Source organism: Agrilactobacillus yilanensis (assembly GCF_003946725.1).
In the GTDB taxonomy this organism is placed as follows: Bacteria; Bacillota; Bacilli; order Lactobacillales; family Lactobacillaceae; genus Agrilactobacillus; species Agrilactobacillus yilanensis.
Window position 1 is genome coordinate 1 of sequence record NZ_RHOY01000028.1, and the last position, 12,515, is coordinate 12,515.

The window sequence follows — 12,515 nt, forward strand, 5'->3', positions numbered from 1 at the left end:
ATCGGGAAGTAGCTCAGCTTGGTAGAGCACCTGGTTTGGGACCAGGGGGTCGCAGGTTCGAATCCTGTCTTCCCGATTGCAACATTTTTTAATTATTTGGCGGTGTAGCTCAGCTGGCTAGAGCGTCCGGTTCATACCCGGGAGGTCGGGGGTTCGATCCCCTTCGCCGCTATAGACTTGGACCTTTAGCTCAGTTGGTTAGAGCAGACGGCTCATAACCGTCCGGTCGTAGGTTCGAGTCCTACAAGGTCCATAGGACCGATTTCTTTATTATCGCGGGATGGAGCAGTCTGGTAGCTCGTCGGGCTCATAACCCGAAGGTCGTAGGTTCAAATCCTTCTCCCGCAATTGGTCCCATGGTGTAGGGGTTATCACGCCTGCCTGTCACGCAGGAGATCACCGGTTCAAATCCGGTTGGGACCGTATGGCTCGGTAGCTCAGTCGGTAGAGCAATGGATTGAAGCTCCATGTGTCGGCAGTTCGATTCTGTCCCGCGCCATTAATAGTGGGTTTTGCGGGTGTAGTTTAGTGGTAAAACCACAGCCTTCCAAGCTGTTGTCGCGAGTCCGATTCTCGTCACCCGCTTTGTTTTATGTTATAATTAATGGGCCTATAGCTCAGCTGGTTTAGAGCGCACGCCTGATAAGCGTGAGGTCGATGGTTCAAGTCCATTTAGGCCCATTTTGGAGAAGTACTCAAGTGGCTGAAGAGGCGCCCCTGCTAAGGGTGTAGGTTGCGAAAGCGGCGCGAGGGTTCAAATCCCTCCTTCTCCGTTAGTTCGGCCCGTTGGTCAAGTGGTTAAGACACCGCCCTTTCACGGCGGTAACATGGGTTCAAATCCCGTACGGGTCATGTACTTTTTTATATTTATTTTATGGAGGATTACCCAAGTCCGGCTGAAGGGAACGGTCTTGAAAACCGTCAGGTGAGTAAAATCACGCGTGGGTTCGAATCCCACATCCTCCTTTTTTATTATCGCGGGATGGAGCAGTCTGGTAGCTCGTCGGGCTCATAACCCGAAGGTCGTAGGTTCAAATCCTTCTCCCGCAATTTTGGTCCCATGGTGTAGGGGTTATCACGCCTGCCTGTCACGCAGGAGATCACCGGTTCAAATCCGGTTGGGACCGTTTTATGGCTCGGTAGCTCAGTCGGTAGAGCAATGGATTGAAGCTCCATGTGTCGGCAGTTCGATTCTGTCCCGCGCCATAATGGAGGAGTAGCGAAGAGGCTAAACGCGGCGGACTGTAAATCCGCTCCTTCGGGTTCGGTGGTTCGAATCCACTCTCCTCCATATTTTTATAGGGATATAGTTTAAAGGTAGAACTACGGTCTCCAAAACCGTCAGTGTGGGTTCAATTCCTACTATCCCTGCTTTTGTTTTTATGGCGGTATTGGTGAAGTGGTTAACACACCGGTTTGTGGCACCGGCACACGTGGGTTCGATCCCCACATACCGCCCTTGTTTTTTATTGGGTTATAGCCAAGCGGTAAGGCAATGGACTTTGACTCCATCATGCGCTGGTTCGAATCCAGCTAACCCAATTCCGATTTATATCGGAGGATTTGAATTTTTTTAATGGCGGTATAGCCAAGTGGTAAGGCAGAGGTCTGCAAAACCTTCATCACCGGTTCAAATCCGGTTACCGCCTTTAGGCGAATTTATTTTAATATTATGCCGGTGTGGCGGAATAGGCAGACGCGCTGGATTCAAAATCCAGTGTCCTTATGGACATATCGGTTCGACCCCGATCACCGGTATCATAGATACCTCTGAGGCAAATATTAGAAGGTACTAATCGTTCGAAACGTTGAGAAATCAGCGTTTTTTATTTTGGGAAAAGATTAGGAAAGACTAGAAAAATAGAAATTGATGGCAAATGTGCTAAAAATTGTGTTTTTGGCTGTAATTTGTCATCAATTATGGCTGTATCCCATGTGCGCCAAGGATTAGCGATGCCATCAATTGTTAATATTGTTAATTCTGATACACAATCATCCTGAAAGTAGCCGGCCATCGTTTACCGATTTGAAAACTATGTATTTGAACAAGGATATAGAATAAAGTGTTGTTATAGGGCACGATGGTTCGTTCCATGTAGTTTTGAACATGGGTAGAAATAAAACTGAATATCTTGTAGTAGATGACAGTCTTGATCGACCTATAACGGAATTTAAAAAGCGATATTTGGCGCTGTTTGACAGTGATAAGGCTATTCAACAGAAGATTAAGAACTTTAAAGAATAAATGAAAGAAGAATTTTCTCAGTAGCACCCAGCAAATACGTTGAGTGCTATTTTTGTCCCCAATTTGTCCCTAGCAAGCTACAAAACTGCTTTTTGCTTTGCCTAGACCTGTGAGAACCTAAATGAGGTACAAGTTAAAGCTATAATTTGGTAACGACTGTTTTTAGAATTATAATATACTTAACAAGTCTTGTACTTTACAAAATTTTAAAAAGGGTAATAATAGAAGCATCGAGAATCAGGAGGTATAACTTATGATGGATGAGAGACTACGCCAATTAAAGTTTGCATTAAATCTGGTTGCATTAGATCTCGGGAAGAGTTTTGTTAAAGGCGGTCTTAAAGAGATTAGTCAGAGTTCAAAAGCAGCTGTGAAATCACAAGAAATTAGTAAGCTAGTTACCTTATTATTACAAGGGGCAACTTTACTGCAGCTAAAAAAGCCAATTCAAGCGCTGCTTGCGTTAGGTTTGACTAAAATAGAAATTTTGAGTGCGGTTACGGGGCATCCCTTATACCGAGAAGCTTCACCTGTAGATAATGGATTACAAGCCATCAAACATGTTTTTAAAGGTTGGCTTTAAGAATAAAATTTAATATTAAGTAGGAAAGGTGTTGTTAGAATAGAAATTGTTCTAAGCACCTTTTTTTAGCACAAGGGTAGTAGATCATGTGTTTTATGTGAAAAGCCGCTGTGTTTTGTGCTAAAATTAAGATACAAAAGTTAACGTAATATGTTATGTAAATCTATTAGAGATGAAGATTAGCAACTTGTTAATAATGATGAATTGTTATCATAAATTCAAATTTTTAATAAGTTAAAGGTGTCGTTAAATTTTACTTGGTTGAGCAAGTATAATAAGGAGCGAGACAAAATGGGCAAACGCAAACGTAATCATCGAGCAGCAAATGGGACAGATTCTCTTAGAGCAGATGAACTTAGACGTTATATCGAGCATGCTACTTTTACAGATCTGAACTTTTTGGAGACACTGATTGCTGAGCAGCGGCAAAATTTGTTAGCAAAAGAAAATGCTGTTAGATTTCCGGTATATCAACGTCTGCAAAAGAAGTTGGATATAGATGAACAGCAGATTCGACAGTTAATTGCCCATCAATTACGAACCGATTATTCATTTGAATTAACACCAAGTTTTTTATATGAATATTTTCAAAACTATCCTAGTGATGCTTATTTCGATTTATATACGGATTGGCAGCAGACAATTAAAAAATTAGGGCAATTACAAGATAAGATTGGTGAAATCCTAATGATTCGGGATAAAATTCGCCATTCAGGTTTTGATGTGGTAAAAACGCGTTACAGTCAGCGTAGTTTAAGTACGTATTTATATTTACCTTTAGAACAGGCGGATGCATTTACAATTGTTTTTGGGAAACAGTATGATTTGAATCATCTTAATGATTTGTTGGTAAACTATGATGTAAGTAACACGGAGACTTTTTCTGTTCGTATTTCGGACCACATTAATGGGACCTTTTATAATCAAGGTGCACATCAGCGGCAAAGTTATGCTAAGGCAGATGTGAATATTTATATTTAGTAAGATTAAGGATGGGTTAAGTAATGACAGATTCAGATTCAAGGTATTATCAACCTAAAAACACTAAGGATGCCATGCGCTATGTGGAAGGTTTATTTAATAAGTACAAAGATGCGCCTTTAACGGATGCATTGATGCAGTATCATCGAAAATTGGTTTATTATTTGCGGACGAATGTTGCCAGTGAGGCTGTTGAAGAGGGCTATCCAGATAGGCAAAAAAAAGCACTGGCAATGGCTGATGTTATGGACCAATGGTTACAAGCCAAACTATTAGGAAAACCATTTACAGGTAAAATGCAGGGCTTTAAAATGACGAGTGGTCAGCGGACAAAATATCATGTAGATCAAGGTCGGCGTAAGAATCGACAAAAAACAATTCGTAAAGGTCGACGGTGATCAAAAATGGGACTTCCGACACATTTCTTTTAATAGTTATATTGGTATAATCAGTTCTATTGACATCAACAAGTGAGCAAATTGCATAATTGATGGATTGACTTTATAATTAAACAAGTACGCTTAAGCGAAGGAGGGAAAATAGATGAATATTGGTTTATTCACAGATACTTATTTTCCACAAATCAGCGGGGTAGCCACTTCGATTAAGACACTAAAAGATACGCTGGAAGAAAAGGGACATTCTGTTTATATTTTTACAACAACGGATCCAAAGGTTGCTAAAGATGATGCGGAACCAAATGTGTTCCGTTTTGCCAGTGTACCTTTTGTCTCTTTTACAGAACGGCGAATTGCAATACGAGGCCTATTTCAAGCTTTGGAAGTTGCTAAAGAGCTGGATTTAGACATTGTACATACGCAAACCGAATTTTCCATGGGGATGATTGGTAAATTTGTAGCGAAAAATTTGAAGATTCCCTGCATTCATACTTACCACACGATGTATGAGGACTATTTACATTATGTTTTTAATGGTAAATTATTACGGGCAACGCATGTCAAACAATTTACACGTTTGTTTTTAACACATTATTCAGCGGTAGTAGCGCCTAGCGATCGTGTTTTACAGACTTTACAACGTTATGAGATAAAAACACCCATTCGAGTGATTCCAACAGGGATTGATTTAAAGCGCTTTGAACATCCCGTAACTGAGAATATCCGTGAAATTTATAATATTGGTTCTCGGCATTTAATGTTGTCGTTAAGTCGGCTGGGGCAAGAAAAAAGATTAGATATTGTGATTAAGGCGATGCCACAGATTATCGAACACTGTCCGGATGCTTTCTTATTAATTGTTGGAGACGGTCCGGCTAAAGAAGACTTGGAAACTTTGGTTGAAAAGTTAAATTTACAAGACTATGTTGCTTTTGCCGGTGAAATTGATCATGATCGTGTTGGTAACTTTTATCATGCGGCAGATTTGTTTATTTCAGCTAGTGACTCTGAAACGCAAGGTTTAACTTTTGATGAAGCTTTGGCAGCAGGTATCAAGTGTGTTGTGTATGCTGAACCTTATGTAAATCGGTTATTTGACGATCCATCCGTCGGTGCGACTTTCACGACTGTGGATGAAATGGTCAGCGAAGCAGTGCAATATTTGTTGCATCCAGCAGCATTTAATGACTATCAAACACGGCAAAGAAAACTTTATGAGATCTCCGCGGATGGTTTTGGAGAGCGTATTTTAAATTTCTATCAGTGGACCCAAATGAACTATGTTGACTCAGAAGACGAGCCAGATGCAATTTCGGATTCAGATAAGGAGTTCTTAAAATGATTCATATAAATATGTTTTCTTCAGCGGATAAGGTTGCTGGCCAAGGTGTCGGTAGTGCTTATTTAGAATTAATGGCATTGTTAAAAAAGTATGAGTCAAAAAAATTTGAGGTCACAATTAATCGTTATGGTAAAGCTGATATTAGTCACTATCATACGATTGATCCTCAATTTTTTTTGTCAACTTTTCAAAAAAAGCGAGGTCAAAAAATTGGCTACGTACATTTCTTGCCGGAAACCTTAGAAGGCAGCTTAAAATTGCCTAAACCATTTCAAAAAATTTTTAATAAGTATGTCATTGCTTTTTATAAACGAATGGATCAGATCGTTGTTGTGAATCCAATTTTTATTGATAAATTAGTAGCTTACGGTATTCCTAGGGAAAAAGTGGCTTATATTCCTAATTTTGTCTCGCGTTCGGAATTTCATCCGCAGTCTGAAACTGAAAAATTAGCAACACGGCAGACTCTGGGAATTGCTGCTGAAAAATTTGTTGTATTTGGAGATGGTCAAGTACAAAAGCGCAAAGGTGTGGATGACTTTATAACTTTAGCAATGCGTCATCCAGAAATTACTTTTGTCTGGGCCGGTGGTTTTTCATTCGGTAAAATTACGGATGGATATGAAAAATATAAAAAGGCCATTGATAATCCACCAGAAAATTTAATTTTTCCGGGCATTGTCGATCGTAAAAAACTCGTGGATTATTATAATATGAGTGATCTATTTTTATTGCCATCTTATGATGAACTATTTCCAATGTCAGTTTTAGAAGCCTTTAGTTGTGAGAAGCCGGTGTTATTACGGGACTTGCCGTTATATGAAGCAATTATTGCGGGCTATTATGCCCAAGGCCATGACGTAGACGAATTAGAGGCGCAGATTTTAGCATTAAAAGCGGATCCTGCTAAATTAGCACAACTGTCTACGCTATCAAAACAGGCGGCGGATAAATTTTCGGAAGGGCATCTTGCTGAAATTTGGGAAGATTTTTATGAGAAACAAGCCCAGCACAAATCCTCTAAAATAGTGGATGATTTATTGAAAAATTAGGAGATATCATGACACGTAAAAATAAATTTATTTTAGTTATCATGTTACTGATAGGTGGCCTAATTTTTTGGTGGGAAGCTCGAAAAATTCCATTTACGACGCTGATCAATAGTTTTCAATCGTTAAAGGTTGGTTGGCTTGTTGTTGCGGTCTTAGTAATGATCACGTCATTACTTATTGAATCAAAGACAGTACAGGTTTTTTTGAAGGGCCGAGTGGCTTATTTTCCGTATCGTAATGCGGTTCGAATTCCTATGGTGGAACAATTATTTAACAATATCACGCCATTTTCTTCCGGGGGACAGCCAGCACAATTAATTGCAATGATGCAATCCGGCGTTGAAGCAGGACAGGCTAGCTCCGTTTTACTGATGAAATTTATTATTTATCAAATGATGGTACTAATTAATTTTGTACTAACGATGCTTTTTGGCTTTCGTCATATTGCCAGTCAATTTAAAGGGATTGCATTACTGGTTGTTGCTGGTTTTGCATTGCATGTTTTTGTAATTATTGGTTTGTTATTAGTTATGTATCGTTATAAATTTACGAAAAGGTTGGTTCAGTGGTTTGCTGTACCCTTTAGCTGGTTTGCAAAGCCGGCGAAAGTTGAAAAATTCAAGGTCACAATGGATGCTAAGATCGATACCTTTTATGCAGAAAGTTTACATCTGAAACGTGAGAAGAAAAAAGTAATCATTGCTTCAGGATTAACGTTGTTACAGCTGTTACTTTATTATTCGATTCCTGTATTTGTGCTTTTAGCATTGGGGGAAACGCACATTAATCCTTTAAGTGTCATGGCAATGCATGTGATGATTGTTATGATTACGTCAATTTTTCCGGTGCCTGGTGGAACTGGTGGGGCAGAATACAGTTTTAAGACGCTCTTTGCAGTGTTTTTAACAACGCAAGGGAATTTAGTTGTCGGGATGCTGTTGTGGCGGCTAATCACGTATTATTTAGGGATGCTCTTAGGCTTAATTGCATTGACTATTCCTGCCAAAAAACCCCCTATTGCGGCTATTAAAATAAATACCCACAAAAAAACAGAGTAGCGAGACTACTCTGCATAAAAGAAACTATTGGACAGTCTGAACAAAGACTGTCTTTTTTATTGTTCGTGAGCTTGCGTGAATGCTTTTAAGCGTGCCATGGCTTTTTTTAAGCTTTCAAGGCTAGCTGCGTAGCTTAAACGGAAGTAACGTTCACCACCGGGGCCAAAGCCTTCGCCAGAAATTAAAGCGAGTTTATTTTCGTGGGCCAATTGTCGTGTGAATTCAATTGCTGTACCGTGGAACCAGTCTGGCAGCTTAATGAAAAGATAAAAGGCGCCGTTTGGCCGGGCAACTTGATAGTTCATTGCTTTTAATTCAGTTAAGCAGAAGTTTCGGCGCTTAATGTATTCTTGTTTCATATATTCAGTATCGTCATCACCGTTGTTTAAAGCTTCAATGCCCGCTTTTTGAGAAATTGTTGTTGCAGCGGTGACATAATATTGATGTACTTTCTTCAATTCAGCTGTAATTTTCTTTGGTGCCATCAAAAAACCAATACGCCAGCCGGTCATTGCATGGGATTTAGAAAGACCATTAACTAAGATTGTTTGGTCTCGCAGCAAATTAGCAATTGAAAAGTGCGGCTGATCAAAGGATAGGGCACTGTAAATTTCATCACTGATAATCCATAAATTATTGGCCTTCAAAACGGTGGCCATTGCCCGCAGTTCTGCTTCATTATATGTAACACCAGTTGGATTAGAGGGATAATTCAAGATAATTGCCGTAATATTTGCATCTGGATGTGTATCGATAGCTTCTTGAATCATCTCTGGCGTCAATACAAAATCATTAGCTTCAGTATTGATAAAAATTGGCGTTGCATGATTTAATGTGATCAATGGTAAATAAGCTGGGAAGATTGGTGTTGGGACTAAAACAGCGTCACCAACGTTTGTTACAGTTGTAATGGCACTGGCGATAGCTTCAGTTGCCCCGACAGTTACTAGAATTTCATCTTCAGCATTATAATTTAACTGATAGTGCTTAGCAAAATATTTACTGGCTGCTTGCCGCAGTTCCAATAACCCGGCCATTCCGGTATAGTGGCTATAGTTTTCCTGAATAGCAGTGATAGCAGCGTCTTTTACGTGCTCAGGGGTGTTAAAATCAGGTTCACCCAAGGTTAATTTCAAAATATCCGGGATTTGACTCACTTCTTCGTCAAACTGACGAATACCAGACACAGCAATCTTTGTTACTTGTTCATTAATATTTCTCTCATTTTTCATAAGAATTCACCTCATATTCTAATATTAACAGAATACTATTAAATTGGAAATAAATTTAAAAAAATTACTGCGCAAACGTCTTTTTTTTGGTAAACTTCTAGTTAGTTATTTTAAGGAGGCCTTTTAATGGAAAAGTCACAATTAGTCGCTATTATTAAGCGCTTGGAAGCTATGCAAGAATCAGATGGCGAAGTCCAAACTAGGCGCTTTGAGACCAATGGCGTCGAAAAAGGCTTAGTTACTTTTGATCCTAAAGCGAATATTTACACGTTAGAAGAAACAAAAACACATCAAACTTTCGATTTTGATAGTATTGATCTAACAGCCATTGAAATTTTTGATTTGCTAGGTGAATAAGTACAGCTTTATAGATCAAATGATTATTTATAATCAATAGTGTAAAGGAGGTGGCATGCATTAGTCTTGCCACCTTATTTTTTTGGGAGGTTATTCATAGAAAATTCACAACCTCCAGGTAAAATTGGCTAATGTATCGGTTATTTGATCTTTCTTAGTTTAAAATAAAAATATTTTTCGGAGGCTCTATTAATTATGAAGAAAGTTGGCCAAAAAATTCGTCGTGTTTTAAACACCCGGATGGGATTCTTTGTTTTAGCCATTGTACTTTTTTGGTTAAAGACTTGGTGGACTTATTTAAATAAGTTTAATTTGGGCGCAAAGGGCTCAGTTCAAGAATTTCTGCTGATGGTTAATCCAATTCCAACAGCAATCTTGCTATTTGGGATTGCCCTATACTTAGCGGGGCGCAAATCATACATTTTTATGTTAGTTATTGATTTTATAACCTCGTTTTGGCTGTATGCCAATGTTTTATACTACCGAGAATTCTCTGATTTTTTAAGTATTAACTTAATTAAGGGTTCTAGTGCAGTTTCTAATAACTTAGGTAAAAGTGTACTGGGTATTATGGAACCAACGGATTTTCTAGTCTTTCTTGATGTGGCTATTTTGATTTTACTATTAGCATTTAAGTTGATTCGAATGGATATAAGGCCGATTAAGAAACGTTATGCGTTTACCGTTACCGGTATTTCGATTATGTTATTTGGATTTAATCTAGCTTTTGCACAATCCGATCGGCCAGGCTTATTAACACGGACATTTGATAACAACTACATTGTGAAGTACTTGGGGCTAAATACTTATACTGTTTATGACGGTGTTAAAACGGCAACATCCAATGCTGCTAAGAAAAATGCGAATGCCAGTGATTTGCGATCGATTGAAAACTATATTAAAGAAAATAAAGTCCCTGTAAATACGGAATATACCGGCGTTGCTAAAGATAAAAATGTCATCATCTTCCATTTAGAGAGTTTTCAACAATTCTTGATTGACTTTAAATGGGATGGACAAGAGGTAACACCTAATCTAAATAAACTCTATCATGCAGAGGATACCTTGAGCTTTGATAATTTCTTTAATCAAGTCGGAACTGGTAAAACAGCCGATGCAGAAATGATGTTAGAAAACTCATTGTTTGGTTTAGCAGAAGGGCCGGCAATGGTACAGTATGGGACGACCAATACATTCCAAGCGGCACCTGCAATTTTAGATCAAAATGGTTATACGACCGCGTCATTCCATGGGGATGTGCCAAGTTTCTGGAATCGAGATAATACGTATAAATCTTGGGGCTATGACTATTTCTTCAGTTCCTCTTACTATCAGCAGAAATCGTCTTATAGTATTGGCTATGGCCTAAAAGATAAAATATTCCTGAAAGATTCAGCACAATATTTAGAAAAATTGCCGCAACCATTCTATGCAAAACTAATTACTGTTACGAATCACTACCCATATCTGTTGGATAAACAGAATCAGTCTATTGCTAAAACGGACACTGGAGATAGTACAGTTGATGGTTATGTACAGACAGCCAAATATTTGGATCAGGCCGTTGGTGAATTTATGACCTGGTTAGAAGATAGTGGCTTAGCTAAAAATACAATGGTTGTATTTTATGGGGATCACTATGGTATTTCTGGGAATCATAAAAAAGCTGTTGCCAAATTACTAGGTAAGGAAACGTTTAATAATTTTGACGATGCGCAATTCCAGCGTGTGCCTTTAATGATTCATATGCCAGGGCTAAAAGGCGGCGTTAACCATACCTATTCCGGTGAAATTGACGTCTTGCCAACGCTGTTGAATTTGTTAGGTGTTAAAAACGATGATACGATTCAATTCGGACAAGATATATTGTCACCAGAAAAAAATCAGACGGTAGCTTTTAGAAATGGCGATTTTGTGTCACCGACCTATACGAAGGTGGGGAACACTTATTACGATACAAGTACTGGTAAAGAGATCAAAAAACCAAATGCGACTGTAAAACAGACATTAGAGGATATGACCAACCATGTGGCGACAGAACTATCCTTATCTGATAGTGTCATAACCGGTGATCTGCTTCGTTTCTATACGCCTAATGGTTTTGATACAGTAAATAAATCAGATTATTCTTACAAGAAGTCAACCGCATTAAAAAAACTTAAGAAGAACCAGGGAGAAAACTCTATCTATAGTGAAAATGGTGATAAAACAACCACAGATCTCTATAAAACAGACGCACCAGAATTAAGTAAATAGGTAATTAAAAAGGCTTGTCTTACATTAGAAAGTAAGCAGGCCTTTTTGATTACAACAAAACAAATTCAAAGCATTTAGATTTCTCAAATTATTTACTTGATAAATAATGGCGAAGGATATATATTAATTGTAATAACTATAAAAAAGGACGGTGTATATTATGAATCGTGAAGCTATTGAAGAATCCTTAAATAAGCTTAGAGATAATGGCGTTCGCATCACACCTCAACGAGAAGCTGTCCTGCAGTACCTTGTTCAAAGTAATGGGCATCCAACTGCTGATGATATTTATCAAGACTTGGCAGCAAAATTTCCAAAAATCAGTGTGGCGACTGTTTATAATAATTTGCGTTTGTTAACACGTTTAGGTGTTATTGAAGAAATGTCTTATGGTGATAACTCCTCAAGGTTTGATTTTGCGGAGACAAAACACTATCATGCCGTTTGTCAAAGATGTGGTCGAATCGTTGATGTCTTCTTCCCGGACTTTGATCAGGTAGATACGGTTGCTGAGAATCTAACGGGGTTTCATGTCAGCGGACATCGTTTAGAAGTGTACGGATTATGCCCACAATGTCAGGCTGAATTAGCGGCGTCAGAAAAAATTTCAAAATAATGATAAATACTATTGACGACTATTTTGATTTTTGGTATTATTATTCATGCGCGTGATTGAGTTTTAGTTAAGCGCACAACGTTATGAATTATGAATACTTTTAAAAAAGTGTTGACTTACAGATTTGGATCTGTTATGATTATAAAGTTGCTGTTACTTAGCATCAAGCGAATAAATATTCAATTAAATGAATTTTTTATCTTGACAGTTAAGAATCAGCATGATATAATATAAAAGTTGTTTTATGACGTAGGTCTTTGAAAACTGAACAAAGTTTCGATTTTATCAAATGTGCAGGCTAGGTTCTTAGGAACCTAACAAAAGTAACATTTGCGAAGTCAATTCGCTAGCAAACAAAAAATGAGTCACAAACTTTATTTGAGAGTTTGATCCTG

General features: G+C 38.3%; 10 protein-coding genes and 20 tRNA genes. 29 read left to right on the forward strand and 1 reads right to left on the reverse strand.

All coding sequences use genetic code 11. From position 1 onward, the window contains the following. The first annotated feature begins 2 nt into the window (after positions 1-2). The 26 genes from EKM93_RS13020 (at position 3) to EKM93_RS13145 (ending at position 7,659) form a co-directional block, all read left to right on the forward strand. Positions 3-76, forward strand: a tRNA-Pro gene (locus tag EKM93_RS13020). Between the two features lie 22 nt (positions 77-98). Further along, positions 99-172, forward strand: a tRNA-Met gene (locus tag EKM93_RS13025). Between the two features lie 7 nt (positions 173-179). Continuing rightward, a tRNA-Ile gene (locus tag EKM93_RS13030) sits at positions 180-253 on the forward strand. Between the two features lie 21 nt (positions 254-274). Then, positions 275-348 (forward strand) — tRNA-Met (locus EKM93_RS13035). 2 nt (positions 349-350) lie between these two features. Further along, positions 351-423: transfer RNA gene (locus EKM93_RS13040), tRNA-Asp, on the forward strand. Positions 424-426: 3 nt separating this feature from the next. Then, positions 427-499 (forward strand) — tRNA-Phe (locus EKM93_RS13045). Positions 500-514: 15 nt separating this feature from the next. Further along, positions 515-585 (forward strand) — tRNA-Gly (locus EKM93_RS13050). Between the two features lie 21 nt (positions 586-606). After that, positions 607-681, forward strand: a tRNA-Ile gene (locus tag EKM93_RS13055). Positions 682-685: 4 nt separating this feature from the next. Beyond that, positions 686-773 (forward strand) — tRNA-Ser (locus tag EKM93_RS13060). A 7-nt stretch (positions 774-780) separates the two neighbouring features. Beyond that, positions 781-852: transfer RNA gene (locus EKM93_RS13065), tRNA-Glu, on the forward strand. A gap of 24 nt (positions 853-876) precedes the next feature. Continuing rightward, positions 877-966: transfer RNA gene (locus EKM93_RS13070), tRNA-Ser, on the forward strand. 10 nt (positions 967-976) lie between these two features. Continuing rightward, positions 977-1,050 (forward strand) — tRNA-Met (locus tag EKM93_RS13075). Between the two features lie 4 nt (positions 1,051-1,054). Then, a tRNA-Asp gene (locus tag EKM93_RS13080) sits at positions 1,055-1,127 on the forward strand. 6 nt (positions 1,128-1,133) lie between these two features. After that, positions 1,134-1,206: transfer RNA gene (locus EKM93_RS13085), tRNA-Phe, on the forward strand. A gap of 4 nt (positions 1,207-1,210) precedes the next feature. Then, positions 1,211-1,291: transfer RNA gene (locus EKM93_RS13090), tRNA-Tyr, on the forward strand. Positions 1,292-1,300: 9 nt separating this feature from the next. Further along, positions 1,301-1,371: transfer RNA gene (locus EKM93_RS13095), tRNA-Trp, on the forward strand. A 14-nt stretch (positions 1,372-1,385) separates the two neighbouring features. Further along, positions 1,386-1,458: transfer RNA gene (locus tag EKM93_RS13100), tRNA-His, on the forward strand. Between the two features lie 12 nt (positions 1,459-1,470). After that, positions 1,471-1,542 (forward strand) — tRNA-Gln (locus tag EKM93_RS13105). 36 nt (positions 1,543-1,578) lie between these two features. Continuing rightward, positions 1,579-1,649, forward strand: a tRNA-Cys gene (locus EKM93_RS13110). A gap of 25 nt (positions 1,650-1,674) precedes the next feature. Then, positions 1,675-1,758: transfer RNA gene (locus tag EKM93_RS13115), tRNA-Leu, on the forward strand. 740 nt (positions 1,759-2,498) lie between these two features. Then, positions 2,499-2,828: a hypothetical protein gene (locus EKM93_RS13120; RefSeq protein WP_125715975.1), complete on the forward strand. Its 330-nt coding sequence runs from the start codon at positions 2,499-2,501 to the stop codon at positions 2,826-2,828. Positions 2,829-3,119: 291 nt separating this feature from the next. Continuing rightward, positions 3,120-3,809 carry a hypothetical protein gene (locus EKM93_RS13125; protein ID WP_125715976.1) on the forward strand — a complete coding sequence of 230 codons (690 nt, stop codon included), beginning with the start codon at positions 3,120-3,122 and terminating at the stop codon, positions 3,807-3,809. 23 nt (positions 3,810-3,832) lie between these two features. Continuing rightward, positions 3,833-4,207 carry a hypothetical protein gene (locus EKM93_RS13130; protein WP_125715977.1) on the forward strand — a complete coding sequence of 125 codons (375 nt, stop codon included), beginning with the start codon at positions 3,833-3,835 and terminating at the stop codon, positions 4,205-4,207. A 145-nt stretch (positions 4,208-4,352) separates the two neighbouring features. Further along, the gene (locus tag EKM93_RS13135; protein ID WP_125715978.1) at positions 4,353-5,549 is read left to right on the forward strand and encodes a glycosyltransferase family 4 protein; all 1,197 of its coding nucleotides are present in this window, start codon (positions 4,353-4,355) and stop codon (positions 5,547-5,549) included. Further along, on the forward strand, positions 5,546-6,601 hold the full coding sequence (locus tag EKM93_RS13140) for a glycosyltransferase family 4 protein (RefSeq protein ID WP_125715979.1): 1,056 nt from the start codon (positions 5,546-5,548) through the stop codon (positions 6,599-6,601). Before EKM93_RS13135 ends, EKM93_RS13140 begins: the two co-directional genes overlap by 4 nt. Positions 6,602-6,609: 8 nt before the next feature. Continuing rightward, entirely contained in the window at positions 6,610-7,659 is a 1,050-nt protein-coding gene (locus tag EKM93_RS13145) for a lysylphosphatidylglycerol synthase transmembrane domain-containing protein (protein ID WP_125715980.1), read from the forward strand. A 56-nt stretch (positions 7,660-7,715) separates the two neighbouring features. Here EKM93_RS13145 and EKM93_RS13150 read toward each other — a convergent pair whose 3' ends face one another. Further along, a complete protein-coding gene (locus tag EKM93_RS13150; protein WP_125715981.1) occupies positions 7,716-8,891 on the reverse strand; it encodes a pyridoxal phosphate-dependent aminotransferase in 1,176 nt (391 codons plus the stop codon). 126 nt (positions 8,892-9,017) lie between these two features. Here EKM93_RS13150 and EKM93_RS13155 point away from each other — a divergent pair, with 126 nt between their 5' ends. The 3 genes from EKM93_RS13155 to EKM93_RS13165 all read left to right on the forward strand — a co-directional run bounded on the left by EKM93_RS13155 (position 9,018) and on the right by EKM93_RS13165 (position 12,120). Beyond that, positions 9,018-9,248, forward strand: a complete 231-nt coding sequence (locus EKM93_RS13155; RefSeq protein ID WP_125715982.1) for a YkuJ family protein — start codon at positions 9,018-9,020, stop codon at positions 9,246-9,248. Between the two features lie 195 nt (positions 9,249-9,443). Further along, the gene (locus EKM93_RS13160; RefSeq protein ID WP_125715983.1) at positions 9,444-11,504 is read left to right on the forward strand and encodes an LTA synthase family protein; all 2,061 of its coding nucleotides are present in this window, start codon (positions 9,444-9,446) and stop codon (positions 11,502-11,504) included. A 160-nt stretch (positions 11,505-11,664) separates the two neighbouring features. Next, on the forward strand, positions 11,665-12,120 hold the full coding sequence (locus tag EKM93_RS13165) for a Fur family transcriptional regulator (protein WP_125715984.1): 456 nt from the start codon (positions 11,665-11,667) through the stop codon (positions 12,118-12,120). Positions 12,121-12,515: the final 395 nt, after the last annotated feature.

Coding starts and splice junctions, on each gene's coding strand:
- EKM93_RS13120 (WP_125715975.1), top strand. CDS start 2,499: ATGATGGATGAGAGACTACGCCAATTAAAGTTTGCATTAAATCTGGTT.
- EKM93_RS13135 (WP_125715978.1), top strand. CDS start 4,353: ATGAATATTGGTTTATTCACAGATACTTATTTTCCACAAATCAGCGGG.
- EKM93_RS13150 (WP_125715981.1), bottom strand. CDS start 8,891: ATGAAAAATGAGAGAAATATTAATGAACAAGTAACAAAGATTGCTGTG.
- EKM93_RS13130 (WP_125715977.1), top strand. CDS start 3,833: ATGACAGATTCAGATTCAAGGTATTATCAACCTAAAAACACTAAGGAT.
- EKM93_RS13165 (WP_125715984.1), top strand. CDS start 11,665: ATGAATCGTGAAGCTATTGAAGAATCCTTAAATAAGCTTAGAGATAAT.
- EKM93_RS13145 (WP_125715980.1), top strand. CDS start 6,610: ATGACACGTAAAAATAAATTTATTTTAGTTATCATGTTACTGATAGGT.
- EKM93_RS13160 (WP_125715983.1), top strand. CDS start 9,444: ATGAAGAAAGTTGGCCAAAAAATTCGTCGTGTTTTAAACACCCGGATG.
- EKM93_RS13125 (WP_125715976.1), top strand. CDS start 3,120: ATGGGCAAACGCAAACGTAATCATCGAGCAGCAAATGGGACAGATTCT.
- EKM93_RS13140 (WP_125715979.1), top strand. CDS start 5,546: ATGATTCATATAAATATGTTTTCTTCAGCGGATAAGGTTGCTGGCCAA.
- EKM93_RS13155 (WP_125715982.1), top strand. CDS start 9,018: ATGGAAAAGTCACAATTAGTCGCTATTATTAAGCGCTTGGAAGCTATG.